Source organism: Anoxybacillus sp. ST4 (assembly GCF_019448545.1).
GTDB classification, from domain to species: Bacteria; Bacillota; Bacilli; order Bacillales; family Anoxybacillaceae; genus Anoxybacillus; species Anoxybacillus pushchinoensis.
Window position 1 is genome coordinate 1 of record NZ_JAHZOE010000016.1, and the last position, 17,084, is coordinate 17,084.

A 17,084-nucleotide genomic window follows, 5' to 3' on the forward strand; every position below is an offset into this window, starting at 1 on the left:
ATCATTTGTAATTTTAAGACGTTTCATGTCCTTTCCGCTCCTTTTATACGTGGGTATTTAGGAGCAGTATAACCATGGAAAAAGGTGTTCATACAGAAGTCATCATCTTAAAGTGCATGTATATAATTCAAGCTTTTTTCCATAGCGTAAAATGTTCACCGCATCAACAAGAACCGCAACATGCGGATTTTCGGATACCAACCAATCTTCGCCACCAACGTATACTTTTGTATCTTTCGTGTACCAATCACATCCTGCATCATCAAAATCACCGCCGAAATACTCATCAATAACATGTTGCATGATCGCATACCCTAATTCCTTTTCATTGATTTCAATTTCAACTGTTTGTTTACCAGTAATTCTCATGATTAATCCTCCTTCGCATTATGTGTCGAATGCGTATTAAAACGGCAAATCATCCTCATACGGCCATTTACTGCATGCACCCCAGTTTTGTGGATCGTTGCGCCAGCGCTCAGCTTCGATTTCTCGACATTTTTTATACAGAAAGTCAATAAACTCGCGTAACGTTTGACTTTCAGGCTGTCCAAAGACACTTTCCCCACAGCTGATGTAGACTTGCAACTCTAACGCATCATCTTCTGAGATTGGCGGTAATGTAATTTGCAACATCATCACCCCAGAAACTCGAAAATATTTGTTTTCCCTACTGGAACGACAAGTAATTGCTGTTTCCGTTGTATGTGCAATTCTCCAGTCGATACTTCTTGCAACGCCTTATCACTTCCACAAACCGGACATTGCACAAGGTGCTGTTCTTCAAAGTCCTGCGAAACTGCAAACACTACATCGCAACTCTTGCATTCATACACATGAACCGCTATTTTCACTTAAAACAACTCGCTTTCCTCGAATTTGATTCGTGCCGTTTTTCCCTTCGCTGTTTCAATGATCGTATATCCATGCTCAACCGCTTCCGCTACTTTTGCTTTCCCTTGCACACCGTCAATGACAATCACAAGCACCTTCCCTGGCACAATGGGATGCGAAACAGTCATATTATCTATATCAATCTGCAATTCTTGCGCTCTTTTACTCACCGGAATCCCTCCATGTGGTATAATTGGGTTGGACTGTCGGGAGAGATCCCGGCTTTTTTGTTTTATCCAATCACTTTCCATCCACGTCGAATCCTACTTTGCAACTCATACTTACGCAATGGTTCATAAACATAAACAGCATCACGATGTTCCTTGCGATATAAAAGATACCATCTGGCTTTTCGCTTACGACGCTTCATTCGTCATTCACGTCCGAATTTAGCTTCTCAAGCGCAATTAAGTGCGCAAATTTAAATTTCAGCACCTCGCAATATACGATTGCATCGATCATTTCCTGCTGCAAGTGTTCCAGCCAGCCGACCAATGTGTAGTCACTTGGATTGACGGTTGTTCCGTATTTTTCAATCCCCTTTTCGGTTTGTATTTCGAGCAATTTTTGCACGTTGCGAAGTATTTGATTCTTGTTTAATTCTTCCATCCAATGCTTTGCATCCATCTCAATACCCACTTTCTTGGCGGTGATGGTTGACTGCGTTTTTACGCATATACGCTGCCTCAACTTCATCCCAAGTAAATTCGAGCATTTCTCCAAGTCCGATGAAAGAACTCCAAATGTCGACATATACCGTGATATCTTCAAGTAAACGTGATGTATATTCAAACAAGCCTATAAACTGTTGAATAGTGGATTTTGCTTTATACGGTTCAATCTGTTCCCATTCTATCGTCCCGATATTTCCGCTCAATCCAATGCTCAAAATGAAATGTAAACAGTCCACATATTCTTCCAACATCCCCTCTTTCGGTTGCCGATTCGTTTTCCAATGCTTAAACCCTTGCCACTCGTTTGCGAGTTCTGCCAGCTCCACCTGTAAGGCTAATACTTTATTCGGCAAAAGATTCTGACCATCTAATCCTTTTTCTCGAACAATACGCTCATCCAGTTCCCGCTGCATCTCAAAAAGCTTGGATAAGTCCATTATTTCGCTCCCCTTTTCTTTCTGTTTTGCGGCCAACGCCAGTCAATTGCTCGGCGGTTATCTTCGTCGTAATATTTCTTGCGCGGACGGTTCCGATACGCTTCAAGCTCTTCTGGCGTTAGGTAACTGACGACAACTGGGCCATGTAGCGACTTACGACTCATCGCAAATCCTCCAATCGTTTTTGTATCTCTTTTAGCGCCATTTGTTTATATCGAATCGGACAATGTTCATATCGCACGATAACGTATAATTGTTTAAGCGTTGCTTTTGACCAGTTCATCGTGATTACCCTCCATTCGCTCGTATTCCCGTTGAATCTCTTCTAGCGTCAGTTTCGAGAGTGCTCGCCCGTCAGCTGCAACGAAAACACCTTTTCGGCGCAAACGTTGAATCAATACATGCTTTAACAGCAACAACCCATTCCACCTCCGCTATATTTTCGAAAAGAATCGATCAAGCTTTGATGTCGGGTACGCTTTCCCATTAATCCAGACCGATACAAGTCGCTCTCTCGTAATCTCGTATCGTTCCAATACTTCGATCAAAGCCGATTCAGATTGAATGCTGCCGGTGAAACCGACTATTCGTCCAACGTCGTTTTGATACTCTAATCGAATCCAAATCGGGTACGGCATAGCACTCACCTAGTCATTGCGATACTTTTTCAGTCGCTCTTCTAACTCACGTCGTTTACGTTCGAGCGCAGCTGGATCCACGTCTGCTTTGTGTTCATATCGCGAATAGTCGGTGTTTAACCAGTCTGGTACGATTTCTGTTCGAACGGCTTTTTTTCCATTCGTGCTAGAGCCATTGCGTTTCTTTGCTTGCTGCTCCTTAAACGCTTTTTGCGCTGCATGCACTTGTTCGACGGTTTGATACCCCTTTTCCGACCAATCACGCAAAATGGTCTCAACGTACTTCCACGTTTTCACGCCGTTTTCTACTGCAATTTTCATCGCTTCTAAAACAAGAGCTTCGGATGTATCATCGATCCAAGTTGAAATTTTTTCGCTTATGTAGCCGCCAATCGTACCAAAGCCGTTTTGTTCAAAAAAGGTGAACGGATTCTCACGCACGTGTGCGTCTTCTTCTACTTCTTCTTTTTTCTCTGTAGTGATCTCTGTAGTATTCTCTGGTATTGGTCTGTTCAAATTGAGCGCTTCGTCTGTCCATTTTGAACAGATGGACTGTTCATTTTGACCAGATGGACTGTCGATTTCGTCAGTCGTCTGTTCATTTTGAGCAGTCGAGGTGTCATTTTGAACAGTCGCACTTACTTCATAAACCGGGTTTTCAAGTTCAGTCAATTTGTCATAATCGATCCGATACCACTTCGTTTTATCGATCTTTGAGCGATTGAAATTGCCGGCGATGATAAGTCCTTGCTTTTCAAGTTTTGTGATAATACGGCGAATCGTACTTTCCGACCAGAATGGGAATTGCTCTTGCCATTCCTCGTATGTGTTGTATACCCACTTATGCCCTTCGTGAATGTGATTGCTGCGCTCAAGCCAATAGTGCAATTGTTGCAACACGATACTTTCATTCAAGCCGATCGTGGCCGCTAGTGACGGTAAAATCACTAACGGCTCTTCATCCATTAAAAGTCTTGTCGCCATGTATATCCCCTTCCTCTCTTGCTTTCCGCACTCCGTTTTGGCATAATAATCCTAGAAGTCTGAAATAAAAACCTGTATATCACCTTTTCCTATTTGCTCGGCTATTTCTAACGCGATTTGACGGCACTCGGACACAGTGAGCGCGTGAATGAGTGCCGTATGGATCGTTTCGAAATAGCCGTTCTTCTTTGCTGCGAATTCTACTTCAAATAGCATATTTACACGCATGAAGCATACAATGTAGTGATGCTTCGTGACCTCCCTTCTAACAAGGCAAAACATTCTTTTTCTCAAGCTGGCGCAACTTTGAATATACGGATACTTCGCTTCGTTCCAAACGAGCTGCAAGCTCTGAAACATCTAAAATATCTTTATGTTGCCATAAATAAAACTCTTCTTCTTCGGTCCATTTGCCTCTTTTTATGCGAGAGCTTTCTTTCGATAACAATACAGATAGCTGTTGCATTTGCTTTCCGATCGGACAACTGATTACACATGTGCTTTTTGTACTACTATGCCGTTCTTTACATCCTGCACACTGTGTATCTAGCAATTTCAAAATTTGTAGCCGAATTTGCTTTTTCTCTTCTCTTGTCACACCATCACCCCAGCATCCGCGATACAAAATCAATTTGAATGCCGCGCTTACGCATGTCAGCGACAACTTCAAAAAGCTGTGCGCGACGTAATTTCTTTTGTTCGATTGCTTGCAGTTCGTCTAATAAAAAACGCAACTCCGACATTTCAATTTTCGCTGTTTCATAGTCGCGGTTTTGAAGCGATTCTTGTATGTACTCGACGCACCGCGATGCCTTTTGCAACAAATCCACTTCTTGCAAAAAGAGCGTATCTTGCATAATCTTTTCCTCCTCCAAATGAATTTCTAGACGTCGTGGCGATGACCGTAACATGTATTGTGGCGCGGCTCCCCTCTTGGATCGTCGCCCGCTCTCGCTCGGTCTAGTGTGCATGCGCACCGATTGAAGTACAAGCTCATGGGCTGGGGGACACGCCCATTTTCAGGCTGGGAGATACCTGTTGCTTGTACTCCAATCGGCAAGCATGCGCTTGCCCTTCCTTTCGCGAATCGTTTATGCTAGAATATGATTAGATCAAAGGTTGATTATTTATTGAGCGATGGCTAGTGTTGGCGCACTGGCCATTTTTCTTTTGTACCACTCTTGTTTTGCTGTAAGTTCTAACGCTAGTAGCAACGCTGGGTCATTACGCAATTCTGCGCATAACTTCTTTACCTCGCTTGCTTTCATTAAACGGCTTGCTGTTAGACAAAAACTCATTGTTCTCTCCTCCTCAAATTAATTCTTTTACAGATGGACATTTATATTGCTCCACGTACTCTGGATGATAATAAGCTTTCACTAGAACATTGATCGCATCAACATACGCTTTGCATGCTTTGTAGCTTGGGCAATCGGAAAGCTTTTTGTAGCTTCCTTTTCCGTCCTTCCATTCTTCACGCAAAAAGTCCAACTCGACTTCCAAGAATGTTTTCAACCTTTTAATCGCATGATCCATTTCGCTTCTCCTCCTCTATTTCCGAATAAATCCCTTCGCCTGCAATTTCGTACGATGCCGTTGCCACATTTTAAACCAGGAAAAACCGTAATCCATACATATAACTGCGACGTATTGCGTGAGCGCAACAATTGCATCGATCGCTTGCAAAATTGCTTCTTCAAGATGCTGTTTATCGTACTCCCTAATCGCTCGCGGATGGTTCGCTACACATACACTTTCGATCGCCTGTAGCGCTTCGGTTAGTTCCTCTTTTGTTTTCATTGCGACACTCGCACGATGAAGATCGACCACCTCACCGTCCAGCTTGACTGGACCCCAGCCGGTGTACTCCGCAGCCGCTTCCAGTGCCACCCACGGATTGTTGTGCTTCTCGGCAAAATATTTCGATATATTCGGCTGCACTCGATACCGTCCGTTTTCTTGCTGTGAAACTGCTTCGCGAGATTCATAGATTTCAAACGAAAGTTGTTGTTGTGTCATCCCTGTCGCCTGCCGCGCCGACTTCACCGCATCAGCCGCTCTACCACGTTTCATTTCCTGTTCTCCCCCTTCTACCATCACCATTGAGAATGGCATGTTACAGTATCATTAGAACAACCAGCGTCAACAGTGGAAGTTCATTGAGCGATCCGTGATTTTGTGTTGGTCTTTGTCGTGAATATGTCACGGAAATACTTGGCTAAAAACTCCTCCATACGCGATGCGATAAAGCACCAACGCTCTCCTTTTTTCTCTGGGTAATACACAAACCCACCATTTTCTAAATCAAGCATTTGCCGATAGCGAGGATGCAAGAGGATGTTCTCTTTGAGCCAATCCTCGCTATAGCCTGTTCGTTCTTTGAGATCTTGCATGGACCACCAGATTTTATCCAATTAAACCTACCTCCTTTGCATTAAAACATCGCTCATTTTTCAGTCAGGTCGTTTTTTGTAGGAATTTCCTCCTTCTTGGCGAATGAATACGGCAGGAAGGAGGTGAAAAACAAATGGATAAATATCGCTTGATTGAGTTTCTGAACAATTGCACTGAGCTCTTTCATAAAACAAATTCTTTGTATCAAAAAACGGTAAACGATCCTAAAAATCCGTCGCCAATCGTCAGCATTTACTTATCAGAGATTTATACACTTAGTGAAAAAGCTAAATTATTTTTAGCAATGAACGAAGAGCTTGCTCATTATGAAATCACTTCACTGTTCAACTTCTGGAATGATGTTTACTTTGAATTAAAGGAAGTGATTGAGCAACGGGATCGAAATACATCTTGGTTATATTCAGAATTTGAAAACTACAAAAGACAACATGAGATTGTTGAACGTATGCTAAAAGATCAAATTCAGCAACTAAATTAGCGTATTGCGCTGTCTCCAAAGTGAGACAGTGCTTTTTCGGACACAAGGCACTCCATTTCTCTAATCAAAGCTTTTATTGTGGATGCGCCGCGCTCATAAATTAAGCGATGTAACATACGTTCAACTTCGGTTCCGTCTTTTTTTACTTTGCCATGCTCCCAGAGAGCCGTCATTAAATCGCCTACCGTTTTTGCATTGCTGAGAACATGTTGCACCCACTCTTCAGACTCTTGTTCGACATATTGTTCAATGGCTTGAACAATCTCTTTATTCGTTTGTTGCTCAATTGTCATTCGGTTTCACCTCCTTACAATGGATTGGGGTGTTAAGGAGTTTAAAAACACAAAACGTGCGATAAATTCTGAACAAGTCATTAACGCAAATTAAGCTTTGCTATTATTCAAATCGTTAGTTTTCGCCCAAACCTCTGGGAACAGCTCTTTGTGAAGCAGATCGACCGCTTCTTTTAGGTCTGCTTCACTGAAATTGTTCTGTTTCAACATGAGATGAAAATGGGCGATAATCACATACTTGTTTAGAACACTCATCTTACTCACCTCCTTTCATGTCATGGGGATTGAGTTGTCAAGGAGCCATTAATCTAAAGAGGAGGAGTGATATTTATGAGAAAATACTTATGGCATTTAGACTTAAACAAGATTCCTTGTGGTTGGGAGAATGTATATCAAGATGCTTTAAAAAACTGCCCAAACGGCATGCCATTGCTTATCAAAGGCACAAAGTTTTTCTATCACCCGGTGAAATACAGAGAAACTTTATTAGAGATTTTCTCAACCGCCAAGGAAAAATGCTTAGAAATTATGAAAAACGAGTGCCTTGACCGAAAACAGTTATCCGAACTGTTAGAAAACGATATTATTTTATTTAATGTCCTTTTTGAATGGTGCCTCGAAGATATGGACGAAACGTTTTTCGATGTTAACCGATTTAAAGACAAGCACCAATTTAAGAACGTTGCCATTTATTTTGAAGAAACTGACGATCCATTTTCATTGATCGCTGATTTTTATTATTTAAAATACTTTAGAGTAAATAACGCAGTAGCAAGGTAATAACGCCTTTGTACTGAATAGATGCTCTTTCATGGTGCCCATGACGAATTTGGCTTTTTAATCGATGAAGCATGCTGTAGCTACATCCAAGAGTTTCCGTTAACTCATGCGCTGGAAGAGTAAGAATGAGTTCCTCGAATTTACGGACAAGTTCTTGCTCTTTCTCTGCCATCTAACTCACCTCCTTTCATGTCATGGGGATTGAGTTGTCAAGGAGCAAAGGCTTGCTATGCTGACGTTATATTACGTAACTTTTGGTTGCTATCTACTTCAAAAAAAATTGTCCAGCTTACTCCAAGAACAGGAGCTATTTTTTTAGCAACATCTACGGATGGTCTTCGCTCGCCGTTTTCGATCATCCCATAGTACTGCCGCGTGATGCTTAATCCAGATAGTTCTACAACTTGTTCTTGGGTCAAATTTTTACTTTCTCTTGCCTGCACAAGGGTTTCTCTAAGTTGTTCTTTAGTCATAAAACTCACCTCCCAGCAACCAAAAGTTGCTTTGTTATTTTTAATTATACGCAACAAAAAGTTACTGTCAATATTAATCAGCAATTTTTTGTTGCTAGTAATTAATTTTTGTTTATAGCAACAATATGTTGCTTTATAATAAAAACAGATGCGCAAGAAAGGGGATTTTAAATGTTCCCTGTTAGACTTAAAACATTGAGATTGCAAAAGAAGCTAACACATCAAGATATGGCTGATTTTTTAGGAATAACTCGCCAAGGCTACTCGAAATACGAAAACGGACAAAGCCAACCGGACATTGATACCATCAATAGATTGGCGCAGTTTTTCAACGTCACCACCGACTACCTACTCGGTCGCACCGATGATCCGAATCCGCCAGAGAGCGACAATGAGGAATTAGGTACACTGGCGAGGATTAATCAGCTCATTAAAGAGTATGGAATCGAGCAGATGGGATTCTTTGATATTGAGAAGTGGAAGCAACTTTCTGAAGAAGAGATCGAGGAAATCGTTAAACATTTTGAATGGGTTGTTCATAAGGCGAAAGAGAAAAACAAAGGCAACAAAGAATAGCCACCTAAGACGTCATTCACGTACTTTAGGTGGCTTTTATCATTAAAAAGATGGGAGGAAGCAATTCAATGAAACGTTTACTGTCGCTTGCTCTTTGTTCCACGATTGTGTTCAGTTTCTCTGTAACTGACGATGTGGAAGCTAAAAAAAGAACCGGATCCAAAGCCAAGTCTTCTGTGGTCACATCTTCAGCTTCTAAAAACACGAAAGTTTCTGCTTTTTCAAATTGTAAGGAACTCAATGCTAAGTATCCTGGTGGCGTGGCATTATCCGCAAACGTCAAGAATAAAGGAGGGAAAACAAAATTTAAACCTACCGTATCCCCAGATTTATATAACATGAATAAGAAACTTGATCGTGACAAAGACGGGATTGCGTGTGAAAGATAGACTATTACACACTTAAATTTCCCTGAAATACTTCAAAACTCGTCACCTTTTTCAACGTCACCACTGACTACCTACTCGGTCGCACGGATGATCCAAATCCATCAAGCAACGGTGATGAGGAATTTTTCTAAAGAAGAAATTGAAGAGATCGTGAAGCATTTTGACTGAGTTGTGCATAAGGCAAGGGAGAAGAATAAGACATCAGACGGCACCAAAGATTAATTCACAGTGTCTATTTTATGTAAAAATAACTTTTACATTGTACTTTTTAAAACAGAGGGAGGGGATAGTATTGCTGCGTAGAATTGAGGTTGATGCGTTTCTTAAAGAACTGGGTGATGATAAAAAAGGGATGAGCAGACCAATAATGGTTATCGGAGAGGACGGGAAGACGTATGTTCTGAAAAACCAAAACGTCTATAACCCTCACACACAAAAGTGGGAAGTATGGAGCGCTATGTTTTTACAAGAAGCTTTAGTTTATAATATTGCTAAATACCTTGACATCCACATACCAGACTGCGTAGCAGCTAACATTGATAGAGATTTTCTTGAAAATGCTCCTGCATTAAATTTTCAATATAGATATTCACCAGGTCTGCATTTTGCTAGCAAATACATAGATGGTTCAGAAAATAATTTAAAGAACGGATATGAACAGCTTGTAAGAATGAAAAAGCCTTATATTAAGGTACCTTGGACAAACTTTTTTAAAAAGATTGTCAATTCTGACGAAATACCAAAAATTATAGCAATGGACATACTGACAGCTAACTTTGACCGATTTTCAAACGATGGAAACATTTTGATAGCAAAGGTCGACGGTCAGAGAAAAGTATTCGTTATAGATCATGGTCATTGCTTTGGTAATCCTTATTGGAATATCAATAAAAGACAATTTTTGTTGAAGGCTTCCCCTGATCGCAATTATGTTTCCTATATAATAGACACATATGCTAGACTTAACGGTGGAAGTCCTTTTGTAGGGATGGGTATTATTTTCCGTGCCCTTGACCAACATATTAATGTTTCCGATCCAAATAATCATTCTTTTATGGATGTAGTGTATAAAATTGAGAATATAACACCTACGATGATTGATGAATGGTTTAAAGGGATACCGGATGAATGGTTCGTCGAAAAACAAAATCAAATTGCGGCATATAAGCAATTTTTAATGAAACAAAAGGACATTGTCCGCATAATAATTAATGAACTTCATCGTATGGGAGCATTCCAACACTATACCGGAGGTGAATTAAGTTGGATAGACAAAAAAACTGGTACTCAGTGATCCAATATGTCCCTAACCAAATTCGCGGTGAAGTAATAAACGTCGGTCTAATGCTTCATGCTCCTGAAATAGGAAAGCTAAGATACACCTTATTAGATATAACAAATATAAAATTAAGATGTCTTTTAGCTAACGATGTTTTATTGGATACTTATCGGGTTCAAAAGGATTATATCGAATATATGCTCAAAACCCTTCCATCAAATGGAACCCTTTTTGACTCAGGTAAGTATACTAACGCTTTTTTGGAAGAACTGAACAACAAACTTCCTAATGAGTTTCGATTGTCCGAACCAACTTTTTCAAAAACAAATAATCCAGACCAGCTATTTCAATCATTATTAGAAAATTATATTGGCAAAGAGTTTTTATCGTGTGATGAAAAGATTTCACATATTAACACCAAGAACTATATTAAAAAATATTTCGATGAACTTAATTTGATTGGAACGAAAGTTAAACAGAATGCACGGTTCAAGCCTATTAAAGATATAAACAGCATCCATTTCATAATCGATTTTGTTTATAAGAACGGTGTCATTAATTTGCTACAAGTAGCTCCTTCAAATCGAGAACGTTTAAATGACTGGTTTACAAAACTTATAACAATTTTAGGGTCATATCAACAAGAGGCCGGAATCTATCTTTTTTATAACCAAGAAGACCTGAACAACAGGGACCAAACATTATTTGATATGTTAAGATACCTCGAATCCAAAGATGAACGAGTCAAAAAACTTGAGATTCATTCAAAAGAGTTCAAAGAGCTCGGAACTAAAATCGAAAAAGAAGGGAAATATATAGAGGAATTTGAAGAAGAGTTAGCTGTTTAAGCCCATGTCTGGGCTTTTTCTTTTTCTTGCCAAAACAAACATTTGTTCGTATAATTTCCTCTAGGGAGGGGATTTTATGCAATTATGTAATTACTACACAACTGCACTCGAGGACTGGGTAACGAATTTTTATAAAAGACTCGGTATCTTCCATCCATCACATATTGACATTGAATACATAGCGCGACGGATGAATATTTTCTTGCGTGAGAAACCGTTTCCGTCCACGCATCAAGTTTTCGGGCGATTCCGCTGCATCGTCGTCGATTCCCGATTGTCGAAAGAAGAAAAGCGCGAAGCCTTCTTTCATGAGTTGTGTCATATTCTTCGCCACGTTGGCGTGCAGAGTATGATGCCAGAGGCGTTCCGTGAACTTCAAGAACGTGATGCAAAGCTTTTCACGAAGTACGCAGCCATTCCATATCATATGCTTGATTTCATCGACTGGAATGAGCGATACATAATCGAGCAGATGGCTCACATGTTTAAGGTGACACCAAAGTTATGCGAAGAACGCTTAACACAAATTCAAAATCGCATATTAGTCAATCATTCATGCTTTAGCAATCACTTTATGTGTTTTGCTTGAATTATACCAGCACCGGACGACAAAACGCTTAAAATATTAAAGAAAGGGGTGAATACATATGGCCAGCATTCAAAAAATGAAAAACGGTTGGCGTTATCGTGTTTCATACAAAGAAAATGGGCAATACAAAACGAAAACGAAAGGCGGCTTTCGCACCAAGAAAGAGGCGGAGCTTGCAGCTGCCGAACTGGAAAAACAATTACACAAAGGATACGACATCAACGCCGGGGATCAGCTTTTTTCGGAGTACATGCGGAATTGGTATGAGGTGTATAAAAAAGGGAAATACAGCTTGGCGCATGAACGAAATATTGAGTTATCCGTCAGGTTGGTTGAGGAACATTTCGCTGGCGTAAAATTGAAAGATATTACACGTGACATGTACCAAAAATTTATTAACGAAATCAGCAAAAACCACACGACGGCGACGGTCCAGAAACGGCACACGTACATTAAATCGTGTCTCCGGGACGCGATCGAGGACGGAATTATTACGCGCGATCCGACATATAAAGTCATTATAAAAGGCGAATTAGAAACAAAATCAGAGGAATTAAAGTACCTTAATTTCGATGAAGTAAAAAAGCTGGTAGTCGAAGTTAAAAAAGACATGAAGCCAAAATACATCTCCAGATACATCATTCTGTTCGCGATTGCCACCGGTGCACGGTTCTCTGAAATTATGGGACTTACATGGGATTGCGTTGATTTTAAAAACAAAACGATTACAATCAATAAAACGTGGGACTTTAAAGATAAACATGATTTTAGCGACACGAAGACTTTTGATTCAAAACGAACGATTACGATTGATGACGAAACGTTAAACATGCTAAAAGAGCTGCGGAAACACCAAAACGAGTTGGCGATGAAAACTGGATTGCGAAATTCAAAGAACTTAGTGTTCGTTAACACGAAAATGGGAGTCATCACAAATAACGCGGTAAACAAGACGCTACAAGCGTTATGTAAAAAGGTTGGGGTTAAACCTATCACCTGCCACGGACTGCGCCATACGCACGCTTCTATGCTTTTATACAAGGGGATAAACATTAAGTATGTGTCCAGACGGCTTGGCCATAAAGATATTGTAACCACCTTGCAAACATATTCGCACATTTTAGATGAGATGGAACAAAAAGAGTCCCGACAAGTAGACTTAACGATGACAGAATTGTACAATGCAAAATAAAAAAGCCGTGCAAAATTCGTGCAAAATTTTTTCGAATTCTATCGTTTTCAATCGGATTTTCGAAAAATAAAAAACGACCGCAAACGCAGTCGTATCAAGGGTTTGGTGATTTTTAATCTGAACCATCGAGATAAAAAAAACGCCCTCGGCAGGATTCGAACCCACGCTAAGAGAACCGGAATCTCTCGTGCTATCCACTACACTACGAGGGCACAATGATAAATGCACTTACCATTATAGTGAACACATAAAAAAATTGCAAGAGAAATGACGTTTAAAATTTTAGGAAGAGGAAACGATGAAAGAAGGGATGTAGAAGAAAAAAAGCGAATACATATAAGCAGAAGGTGTTTTATTTGACCTTTATTGACCTTTTTTGTATGATAAAAGTACATAAAAAACGATTTATCGGAGGAGGAAAAGTATGAACTTAATTCCTACAGTCATTGAACAAACGAGTCGCGGGGAACGCGCATATGACATTTACTCTCGCTTATTAAAAGACCGCATCATCATTTTAGGAAGCGCGATTGATGACCACGTCGCAAACTCAATCGTTTCTCAACTTTTATTTTTAGCAGCAGAAGATCCTGAAAAAGATATTTCTCTTTACATTAACAGTCCGGGTGGATCCATTACAGCCGGCATGGCAATTTACGACACGATGCAATTTATTAAACCAGACGTATCAACGATTTGTATCGGGATGGCTGCTTCTATGGGCGCATTTTTACTCGCAGCGGGCGCCAAAGGAAAACGGTTTGCGTTACCAAATAGCGAAATTATGATTCATCAGCCGCTTGGTGGCGTACAAGGTCAAGCGACAGAAATTGAAATTGCTGCAAAGCGTATTTTATTCTTGCGTGACAAGTTAAATCGCATCTTGTCCGAAAACACAGGACAACCGATCGAAGTCATTGAGCGTGATACGGATCGCGACAACTTTATGACGGCAGAAAAGGCGAAAGAATACGGTTTAATCGACCGCGTATTAACACGCGTAGATGAAAAATAAAAACAAGGCGGTGCGACCGCCTTGTTTTTATTCTTGTTCAACGTATTTCACGAGCTTGTTTAGCGCTTCCTGCTCATCTGGACCGTCAGCATAAATCGTGATTACTGCCCCTGTATGGATCGCTAAGCTCATTAATCCCATAATGCTTTTCGCATTCACTTTTTTGCCGTCCTTCTCAATATAAACATCGGCTGAAAAACGGTTCGCTTCTTGAACAAACAACGCTGCTGGACGCGCTTGCAATCCTGTTTTTAACCGCACTTCTACTTGTTTTTCCACCATCACACATTCCTCCCATAGTTACAAAGATTTATGAAAATCAATCGGCTGGCCCGCACGGAGTCGTTCAGCAATTTCGTCTAGTTTTCGCAGGCGATGGTTAATTCCTGACTTGCTAATTTTCCCTCCGGAAACCATTTCACCGAGTTCTTTCAATGTTACATCTTGATACTCAATGCGCAATTTCGCAATTTCACGAAGTTTTTCTGGCAGTTGATCGAGCCCAATCGTCTCGTCGATATACCGAATGTTTTCGACTTGGCGCAACGCTGCTCCAATGGTTTTATTTAAATTAGCTGTTTCGCAATTAACGAGCCGATTGACCGAATTGCGCATATCGCGCACGATGCGCACATCTTCAAAGCGCAACAACGCTTGATGTGCCCCGATAATGCTTAAAAACTCCGCAATTTTTTCCGCTTCTTTTAAATACGTAATAAACCCTTTTTTTCTTTCTAACGTGCGTGCATGTAAATGGAACGTCGTGTTCATCAGTTCACAAAGCGATTCGTTATGTTCGCGATACAGCGAAAAAATTTCTAAATGATACGACGACGTTTCTGGGTTATTGACAGACCCTCCAGCTAAAAAGGCGCCGCGCAAGTACGAGCGCTTGCAACATTTTTTTTGCACAAGCTCTTGTGAAATGGAATGAACGAACGAAAACCCTTCTTCCATAATTTTTAAATCAGATAGTAGTTCATTCGTCCCTTCAACGACGCGTACAATATATACATTGTTTTTCTTTAAGCGCATTTTTTTACGTACAAGTAATTCGACAGCTACGTCATATCCTTTTTTCAATAACGTATAAATTCGCCGAGCAATTGCTGCGTTTTCCGTTTGAATATTTAACAGTAAACGCCGATTGGAAAATGAAATAGAGCCATTCATTCGAATTAAAGCGGATAATTCTGCTTTTAAACAACACGTTTTCACTTCTATATTCGTCAACTCTTTTTTCGTTTCCGATGCAAACGACAACCACTTCACCTCCTATCAATGTATGTCGTGCGAAGGAGGTGCAAGAAGCGAAACGAGCAACGCCGCTACTTTTTTCGTATCGTGACGCACCGTTCCATCTCGCTCATCAATGATCGCATCACAAATAACTTGCAAACCGAGCGCCTCTAATTCAGCTGTATCACAAACGACCGGATCCGCAAGTTCTTTCGCATAGCGCTCTTTCGTTTCAGGTAAAATCGGCGCGTCGTTTACAATGACAGCATCTAAAAAGGCACATGCCATATGATCATACAGCGCTTTCACATGATCGCTCGCCGTATAGTTTAACGTTTCTCCTGCTTGAGTCATGACGTTGCATATATATACTTTTTTCGCTTTTGATCGGCATACCTCTTCGCCAATTTTAGGAACGAGTAAGTTCGGTAAAATGCTTGTATACAAGCTCCCAGGTCCGATGACAATTAAATCGGCTGTTTGTAATTCTGTAATCGTCTCATTGAGCGGTTCAATATGTTCTGGAGTTAAAAAGACGCGCTTAATTTTTTTTCCGGAATACGGAATTTTTGACTCACCTGATACAATTGTCCCATCTTCCATTTCCGCATGCAACACAACGCTTTCATTGGCTGCCGGCAACACTTTTCCACGCACGTTCAACACTTTTCCCATTTCGCGAACCGCATGCACAAAATCGCCAGTAATTGACGTCATCGCTGCTAAAATTAAATTCCCAAGCGAATGACCGGACAACCCATTTCCGTTTTCGAACCGATGTTGAAACAATTCAATAATGAGCGGCTCGACGTCAGAAAGAGCAGCAAGCACGTTTCGAATATCTCCAGGCGGGGGCATATCAAGTTCGTCACGCAATCTTCCTGAGCTCCCACCATCATCTGCGACAGTTACGATGGCGGTTAAATCAACATCATATTGTTTCAGCCCGCGGAGCAAAACAGGAAGCCCCGTTCCCCCACCAATGACAACTATTTTTTTCATCGGTGCGTATCCTTTCTTTTTGCAATATCTCGATGAGACACGTGCGTCGTATATTCATGCGCAAAGTGGCGTGCAATATACTCAGCTAACGTAACCGAACGGTGTTGCCCGCCCGTGCATCCGACCGCAATGACAACTTGACTTTTTCCTTCCCGTTTATAGTGCGGGAGCATAAACGAAAGCAAATCTGTTACTTTTTCAATAAATTTTTGCGTTTCCGTCCACTTTAATACGTAAGACGATACTTCTTCATCTAATCCTGTTTTCGGACGCATATGTTCAATGTAATGCGGATTTGGTAAGAAGCGGACATCAAAAACGAGATCTGCATCAATCGGTAAACCGTATTTAAATCCGAACGAGACGACATTGACAGAAAATGTTGTCGTCGCCGGTGTCGCAAATGTTTGCACAATTTTTTCGCGCAGCTCGCGCGGCTTTAGGCTAGACGTATCAATAATCATTTGAGCACGCCCTTTTAATTCTTCAAGCAATTGGCGCTCTAGCCGAATGCCTTCAAGCGGCAATCCGCTCGGTGCAAGCGGATGAGAACGGCGCGTTTCTTTATAGCGGCTCACGAGCGTAGCATCGCTTGCATCTAAAAACAAAATTTGCGGTGTCACCCATGACGTTTCTGCTAAATCATCAAGCGCGGCAAAAAGACGGTCGAAAAAGTCGCGGCTGCGCAAATCCATAACAAGTGCAATTTTATTCATTTTATTGCCCGATTCTCGAATTAATTCGAGAAACTTTGGCAACAATGTCGGCGGTAAGTTATCGACACAAAAATAGCCTAAGTCCTCAAAGCTTTGGATCGCAACCGTCTTCCCCGCCCCTGACATTCCTGTAATAATCACCATTTGAACGTGTGCTGAGCCTGTGCTCATCG

General features: G+C 40.9%; 34 protein-coding genes and 1 tRNA gene. 9 read left to right on the forward strand and 26 right to left on the reverse strand.

The features are described 5' to 3' along the window. Positions 1-102 precede the first annotated feature (102 nt). The 17 genes from K1I44_RS10355 to K1I44_RS10430 form a co-directional block, all read right to left on the reverse strand. A complete protein-coding gene (locus tag K1I44_RS10355; protein WP_219986102.1) occupies positions 103-369 on the reverse strand; it encodes a hypothetical protein in 267 nt (88 codons plus the stop codon). Positions 370-405: 36 nt separating this feature from the next. After that, a complete protein-coding gene (locus K1I44_RS10360) occupies positions 406-639 on the reverse strand; it encodes a hypothetical protein (RefSeq protein ID WP_021095441.1) in 234 nt (77 codons plus the stop codon). Next, complete coding sequence (locus K1I44_RS10365; protein ID WP_021095440.1) at positions 639-854, reverse strand: FmdB family zinc ribbon protein; 216 nt, start codon at positions 852-854, stop codon at positions 639-641. Before K1I44_RS10365 ends, K1I44_RS10360 begins: the two co-directional genes overlap by 1 nt. Next, positions 855-1,064 (reverse strand): XtrA/YqaO family protein, encoded by a 210-nt coding sequence (locus K1I44_RS10370; RefSeq protein ID WP_219986104.1) that lies wholly within the window; start codon positions 1,062-1,064, stop codon positions 855-857. It lies immediately after the preceding gene. A gap of 196 nt (positions 1,065-1,260) precedes the next feature. Continuing rightward, complete coding sequence (locus tag K1I44_RS10375; protein WP_064214185.1) at positions 1,261-1,521, reverse strand: hypothetical protein; 261 nt, start codon at positions 1,519-1,521, stop codon at positions 1,261-1,263. 1 nt (position 1,522) lies between these two features. Continuing rightward, positions 1,523-2,005: a dUTP diphosphatase gene (locus tag K1I44_RS10380; protein ID WP_043968047.1), complete on the reverse strand. Its 483-nt coding sequence runs from the start codon at positions 2,003-2,005 to the stop codon at positions 1,523-1,525. Then, positions 2,005-2,169: a hypothetical protein gene (locus K1I44_RS10385; RefSeq protein WP_167333786.1), complete on the reverse strand. Its 165-nt coding sequence runs from the start codon at positions 2,167-2,169 to the stop codon at positions 2,005-2,007. The genes K1I44_RS10380 and K1I44_RS10385 overlap by 1 nt, the downstream gene beginning before the upstream one ends. Continuing rightward, entirely contained in the window at positions 2,166-2,288 is a 123-nt protein-coding gene (locus tag K1I44_RS15400) for a hypothetical protein (protein ID WP_255573373.1), read from the reverse strand. Before K1I44_RS15400 ends, K1I44_RS10385 begins: the two co-directional genes overlap by 4 nt. Next, a complete protein-coding gene (locus K1I44_RS10390; RefSeq protein WP_255573374.1) occupies positions 2,263-2,424 on the reverse strand; it encodes a Fur-regulated basic protein FbpA in 162 nt (53 codons plus the stop codon). The genes K1I44_RS15400 and K1I44_RS10390 overlap by 26 nt, the downstream gene beginning before the upstream one ends. A 15-nt stretch (positions 2,425-2,439) precedes the next feature. Next, positions 2,440-2,643, reverse strand: coding sequence for a hypothetical protein (locus tag K1I44_RS10395; RefSeq protein WP_043968049.1), 204 nt, complete (start codon positions 2,641-2,643; stop codon positions 2,440-2,442). 9 nt (positions 2,644-2,652) lie between these two features. Next, complete coding sequence (locus K1I44_RS10400) at positions 2,653-3,627, reverse strand: DnaD domain-containing protein (protein WP_219986105.1); 975 nt, start codon at positions 3,625-3,627, stop codon at positions 2,653-2,655. 265 nt (positions 3,628-3,892) lie between these two features. Further along, the gene (locus K1I44_RS10405) at positions 3,893-4,225 is read right to left on the reverse strand and encodes a zinc-finger domain-containing protein (RefSeq protein WP_219986107.1); all 333 of its coding nucleotides are present in this window, start codon (positions 4,223-4,225) and stop codon (positions 3,893-3,895) included. A 4-nt stretch (positions 4,226-4,229) separates the two neighbouring features. Then, a complete protein-coding gene (locus tag K1I44_RS10410; protein ID WP_219986108.1) occupies positions 4,230-4,484 on the reverse strand; it encodes a hypothetical protein in 255 nt (84 codons plus the stop codon). A gap of 270 nt (positions 4,485-4,754) precedes the next feature. Further along, positions 4,755-4,925 carry a hypothetical protein gene (locus K1I44_RS10415; protein WP_183244534.1) on the reverse strand — a complete coding sequence of 57 codons (171 nt, stop codon included), beginning with the start codon at positions 4,923-4,925 and terminating at the stop codon, positions 4,755-4,757. 13 nt (positions 4,926-4,938) lie between these two features. After that, complete coding sequence (locus tag K1I44_RS10420) at positions 4,939-5,163, reverse strand: hypothetical protein (RefSeq protein ID WP_219986109.1); 225 nt, start codon at positions 5,161-5,163, stop codon at positions 4,939-4,941. A gap of 15 nt (positions 5,164-5,178) precedes the next feature. Further along, a complete protein-coding gene (locus K1I44_RS10425; protein ID WP_064220523.1) occupies positions 5,179-5,700 on the reverse strand; it encodes a helix-turn-helix domain-containing protein in 522 nt (173 codons plus the stop codon). 83 nt (positions 5,701-5,783) lie between these two features. After that, positions 5,784-6,041: a DUF771 domain-containing protein gene (locus K1I44_RS10430; RefSeq protein ID WP_081253614.1), complete on the reverse strand. Its 258-nt coding sequence runs from the start codon at positions 6,039-6,041 to the stop codon at positions 5,784-5,786. A 113-nt stretch (positions 6,042-6,154) separates the two neighbouring features. On the opposite strand from K1I44_RS10430, the gene K1I44_RS10435 reads away from it, so the two are divergent. Beyond that, a complete protein-coding gene (locus tag K1I44_RS10435) occupies positions 6,155-6,520 on the forward strand; it encodes a hypothetical protein (protein WP_219986111.1) in 366 nt (121 codons plus the stop codon). Here the strand turns inward: K1I44_RS10435 and K1I44_RS10440 are convergent. Further along, positions 6,517-6,813: a hypothetical protein gene (locus K1I44_RS10440; RefSeq protein WP_064214193.1), complete on the reverse strand. Its 297-nt coding sequence runs from the start codon at positions 6,811-6,813 to the stop codon at positions 6,517-6,519. The two genes, K1I44_RS10435 and K1I44_RS10440, sit on opposite strands and share 4 nt — an antisense overlap. A 90-nt stretch (positions 6,814-6,903) precedes the next feature. Next, positions 6,904-7,068, reverse strand: coding sequence for a hypothetical protein (locus K1I44_RS10445; protein ID WP_021095428.1), 165 nt, complete (start codon positions 7,066-7,068; stop codon positions 6,904-6,906). A 75-nt stretch (positions 7,069-7,143) separates the two neighbouring features. Between K1I44_RS10445 and K1I44_RS10450 the strand changes: the two genes are divergently transcribed. Next, positions 7,144-7,593: a hypothetical protein gene (locus K1I44_RS10450; RefSeq protein ID WP_219986112.1), complete on the forward strand. Its 450-nt coding sequence runs from the start codon at positions 7,144-7,146 to the stop codon at positions 7,591-7,593. Here K1I44_RS10450 and K1I44_RS10455 read toward each other — a convergent pair. After that, positions 7,565-7,765 (reverse strand): hypothetical protein, encoded by a 201-nt coding sequence (locus tag K1I44_RS10455; protein ID WP_219986113.1) that lies wholly within the window; start codon positions 7,763-7,765, stop codon positions 7,565-7,567. The genes K1I44_RS10450 and K1I44_RS10455 overlap by 29 nt on opposite strands. Positions 7,766-7,820: 55 nt before the next feature. Beyond that, positions 7,821-8,066: a helix-turn-helix transcriptional regulator gene (locus K1I44_RS10460; RefSeq protein WP_171334924.1), complete on the reverse strand. Its 246-nt coding sequence runs from the start codon at positions 8,064-8,066 to the stop codon at positions 7,821-7,823. 171 nt (positions 8,067-8,237) lie between these two features. Here K1I44_RS10460 and K1I44_RS10465 point away from each other — a divergent pair, with 171 nt between their 5' ends. The 6 genes from K1I44_RS10465 (at position 8,238) to K1I44_RS10490 (ending at position 12,939) form a co-directional block, all read left to right on the forward strand. Then, positions 8,238-8,642, forward strand: a complete 405-nt coding sequence (locus K1I44_RS10465) for a helix-turn-helix domain-containing protein (protein WP_219986114.1) — start codon at positions 8,238-8,240, stop codon at positions 8,640-8,642. 68 nt (positions 8,643-8,710) lie between these two features. Continuing rightward, entirely contained in the window at positions 8,711-9,031 is a 321-nt protein-coding gene (locus tag K1I44_RS10470) for an excalibur calcium-binding domain-containing protein (RefSeq protein WP_219986115.1), read from the forward strand. Between the two features lie 292 nt (positions 9,032-9,323). Further along, positions 9,324-10,325, forward strand: a complete 1,002-nt coding sequence (locus K1I44_RS10475) for a HipA family kinase (protein WP_219986116.1) — start codon at positions 9,324-9,326, stop codon at positions 10,323-10,325. Next, positions 10,295-11,158 carry a DUF3037 domain-containing protein gene (locus tag K1I44_RS10480; RefSeq protein WP_219986117.1) on the forward strand — a complete coding sequence of 288 codons (864 nt, stop codon included), beginning with the start codon at positions 10,295-10,297 and terminating at the stop codon, positions 11,156-11,158. The genes K1I44_RS10475 and K1I44_RS10480 overlap by 31 nt, the downstream gene beginning before the upstream one ends. Before the next feature lie 76 nt (positions 11,159-11,234). Continuing rightward, entirely contained in the window at positions 11,235-11,747 is a 513-nt protein-coding gene (locus tag K1I44_RS10485; protein ID WP_219986118.1) for an ImmA/IrrE family metallo-endopeptidase, read from the forward strand. Positions 11,748-11,805: 58 nt separating this feature from the next. Next, complete coding sequence (locus tag K1I44_RS10490; protein ID WP_219986119.1) at positions 11,806-12,939, forward strand: tyrosine-type recombinase/integrase; 1,134 nt, start codon at positions 11,806-11,808, stop codon at positions 12,937-12,939. 140 nt (positions 12,940-13,079) lie between these two features. On the opposite strand, the gene K1I44_RS10495 is transcribed toward K1I44_RS10490, so the two are convergent. Beyond that, positions 13,080-13,151, reverse strand: a tRNA-Arg gene (locus K1I44_RS10495). A gap of 212 nt (positions 13,152-13,363) precedes the next feature. On the opposite strand from K1I44_RS10495, the gene clpP reads away from it, so the two are divergent. After that, complete coding sequence (gene clpP, locus K1I44_RS10500; RefSeq protein WP_003397299.1) at positions 13,364-13,954, forward strand: ATP-dependent Clp endopeptidase proteolytic subunit ClpP; 591 nt, start codon at positions 13,364-13,366, stop codon at positions 13,952-13,954. Positions 13,955-13,981: 27 nt separating this feature from the next. Here the strand turns inward: clpP and K1I44_RS10505 are convergent, their stop codons facing one another. From K1I44_RS10505 to rapZ, 4 genes are read right to left on the reverse strand one after another with little or no spacing between them, the layout of a single operon-like run. Next, the gene (locus tag K1I44_RS10505; protein WP_003397301.1) at positions 13,982-14,236 is read right to left on the reverse strand and encodes an HPr family phosphocarrier protein; all 255 of its coding nucleotides are present in this window, start codon (positions 14,234-14,236) and stop codon (positions 13,982-13,984) included. Positions 14,237-14,254: 18 nt separating this feature from the next. After that, the gene (whiA, locus tag K1I44_RS10510) at positions 14,255-15,217 is read right to left on the reverse strand and encodes a DNA-binding protein WhiA (RefSeq protein ID WP_003397302.1); all 963 of its coding nucleotides are present in this window, start codon (positions 15,215-15,217) and stop codon (positions 14,255-14,257) included. Positions 15,218-15,232: 15 nt separating this feature from the next. Further along, a complete protein-coding gene (locus K1I44_RS10515; RefSeq protein ID WP_219986120.1) occupies positions 15,233-16,195 on the reverse strand; it encodes a gluconeogenesis factor YvcK family protein in 963 nt (320 codons plus the stop codon). Further along, positions 16,192-17,082: an RNase adapter RapZ gene (rapZ, locus tag K1I44_RS10520; protein WP_003397304.1), complete on the reverse strand. Its 891-nt coding sequence runs from the start codon at positions 17,080-17,082 to the stop codon at positions 16,192-16,194. Before rapZ ends, K1I44_RS10515 begins: the two co-directional genes overlap by 4 nt. Positions 17,083-17,084 lie beyond the last annotated feature (2 nt).

Coding starts and splice junctions, on each gene's coding strand:
- K1I44_RS10355 (WP_219986102.1), bottom strand. CDS start 369: ATGAGAATTACTGGTAAACAAACAGTTGAAATTGAAATCAATGAAAAG.
- K1I44_RS10360 (WP_021095441.1), bottom strand. CDS start 639: ATGATGTTGCAAATTACATTACCGCCAATCTCAGAAGATGATGCGTTA.
- K1I44_RS10375 (WP_064214185.1), bottom strand. CDS start 1,521: ATGGATGCAAAGCATTGGATGGAAGAATTAAACAAGAATCAAATACTT.
- K1I44_RS10380 (WP_043968047.1), bottom strand. CDS start 2,005: ATGGACTTATCCAAGCTTTTTGAGATGCAGCGGGAACTGGATGAGCGT.
- K1I44_RS10385 (WP_167333786.1), bottom strand. CDS start 2,169: ATGAGTCGTAAGTCGCTACATGGCCCAGTTGTCGTCAGTTACCTAACG.
- K1I44_RS15400 (WP_255573373.1), bottom strand. CDS start 2,288: ATGAACTGGTCAAAAGCAACGCTTAAACAATTATACGTTATCGTGCGA.
- K1I44_RS10395 (WP_043968049.1), bottom strand. CDS start 2,643: ATGCCGTACCCGATTTGGATTCGATTAGAGTATCAAAACGACGTTGGA.
- K1I44_RS10400 (WP_219986105.1), bottom strand. CDS start 3,627: ATGGCGACAAGACTTTTAATGGATGAAGAGCCGTTAGTGATTTTACCG.
- K1I44_RS10410 (WP_219986108.1), bottom strand. CDS start 4,484: ATGCAAGATACGCTCTTTTTGCAAGAAGTGGATTTGTTGCAAAAGGCA.
- K1I44_RS10415 (WP_183244534.1), bottom strand. CDS start 4,925: ATGAGTTTTTGTCTAACAGCAAGCCGTTTAATGAAAGCAAGCGAGGTA.
- K1I44_RS10420 (WP_219986109.1), bottom strand. CDS start 5,163: ATGGATCATGCGATTAAAAGGTTGAAAACATTCTTGGAAGTCGAGTTG.
- K1I44_RS10425 (WP_064220523.1), bottom strand. CDS start 5,700: ATGAAACGTGGTAGAGCGGCTGATGCGGTGAAGTCGGCGCGGCAGGCG.
- K1I44_RS10435 (WP_219986111.1), top strand. CDS start 6,155: ATGGATAAATATCGCTTGATTGAGTTTCTGAACAATTGCACTGAGCTC.
- K1I44_RS10440 (WP_064214193.1), bottom strand. CDS start 6,813: ATGACAATTGAGCAACAAACGAATAAAGAGATTGTTCAAGCCATTGAA.
- K1I44_RS10445 (WP_021095428.1), bottom strand. CDS start 7,068: ATGAGTGTTCTAAACAAGTATGTGATTATCGCCCATTTTCATCTCATG.
- K1I44_RS10450 (WP_219986112.1), top strand. CDS start 7,144: ATGAGAAAATACTTATGGCATTTAGACTTAAACAAGATTCCTTGTGGT.
- K1I44_RS10455 (WP_219986113.1), bottom strand. CDS start 7,765: ATGGCAGAGAAAGAGCAAGAACTTGTCCGTAAATTCGAGGAACTCATT.
- K1I44_RS10460 (WP_171334924.1), bottom strand. CDS start 8,066: ATGACTAAAGAACAACTTAGAGAAACCCTTGTGCAGGCAAGAGAAAGT.
- K1I44_RS10465 (WP_219986114.1), top strand. CDS start 8,238: ATGTTCCCTGTTAGACTTAAAACATTGAGATTGCAAAAGAAGCTAACA.
- K1I44_RS10470 (WP_219986115.1), top strand. CDS start 8,711: ATGAAACGTTTACTGTCGCTTGCTCTTTGTTCCACGATTGTGTTCAGT.
- K1I44_RS10485 (WP_219986118.1), top strand. CDS start 11,235: ATGCAATTATGTAATTACTACACAACTGCACTCGAGGACTGGGTAACG.
- K1I44_RS10490 (WP_219986119.1), top strand. CDS start 11,806: ATGGCCAGCATTCAAAAAATGAAAAACGGTTGGCGTTATCGTGTTTCA.
- clpP (WP_003397299.1), top strand. CDS start 13,364: ATGAACTTAATTCCTACAGTCATTGAACAAACGAGTCGCGGGGAACGC.
- K1I44_RS10505 (WP_003397301.1), bottom strand. CDS start 14,236: ATGGTGGAAAAACAAGTAGAAGTGCGGTTAAAAACAGGATTGCAAGCG.
- K1I44_RS10515 (WP_219986120.1), bottom strand. CDS start 16,195: ATGAAAAAAATAGTTGTCATTGGTGGGGGAACGGGGCTTCCTGTTTTG.
- rapZ (WP_003397304.1), bottom strand. CDS start 17,082: ATGAGCACAGGCTCAGCACACGTTCAAATGGTGATTATTACAGGAATG.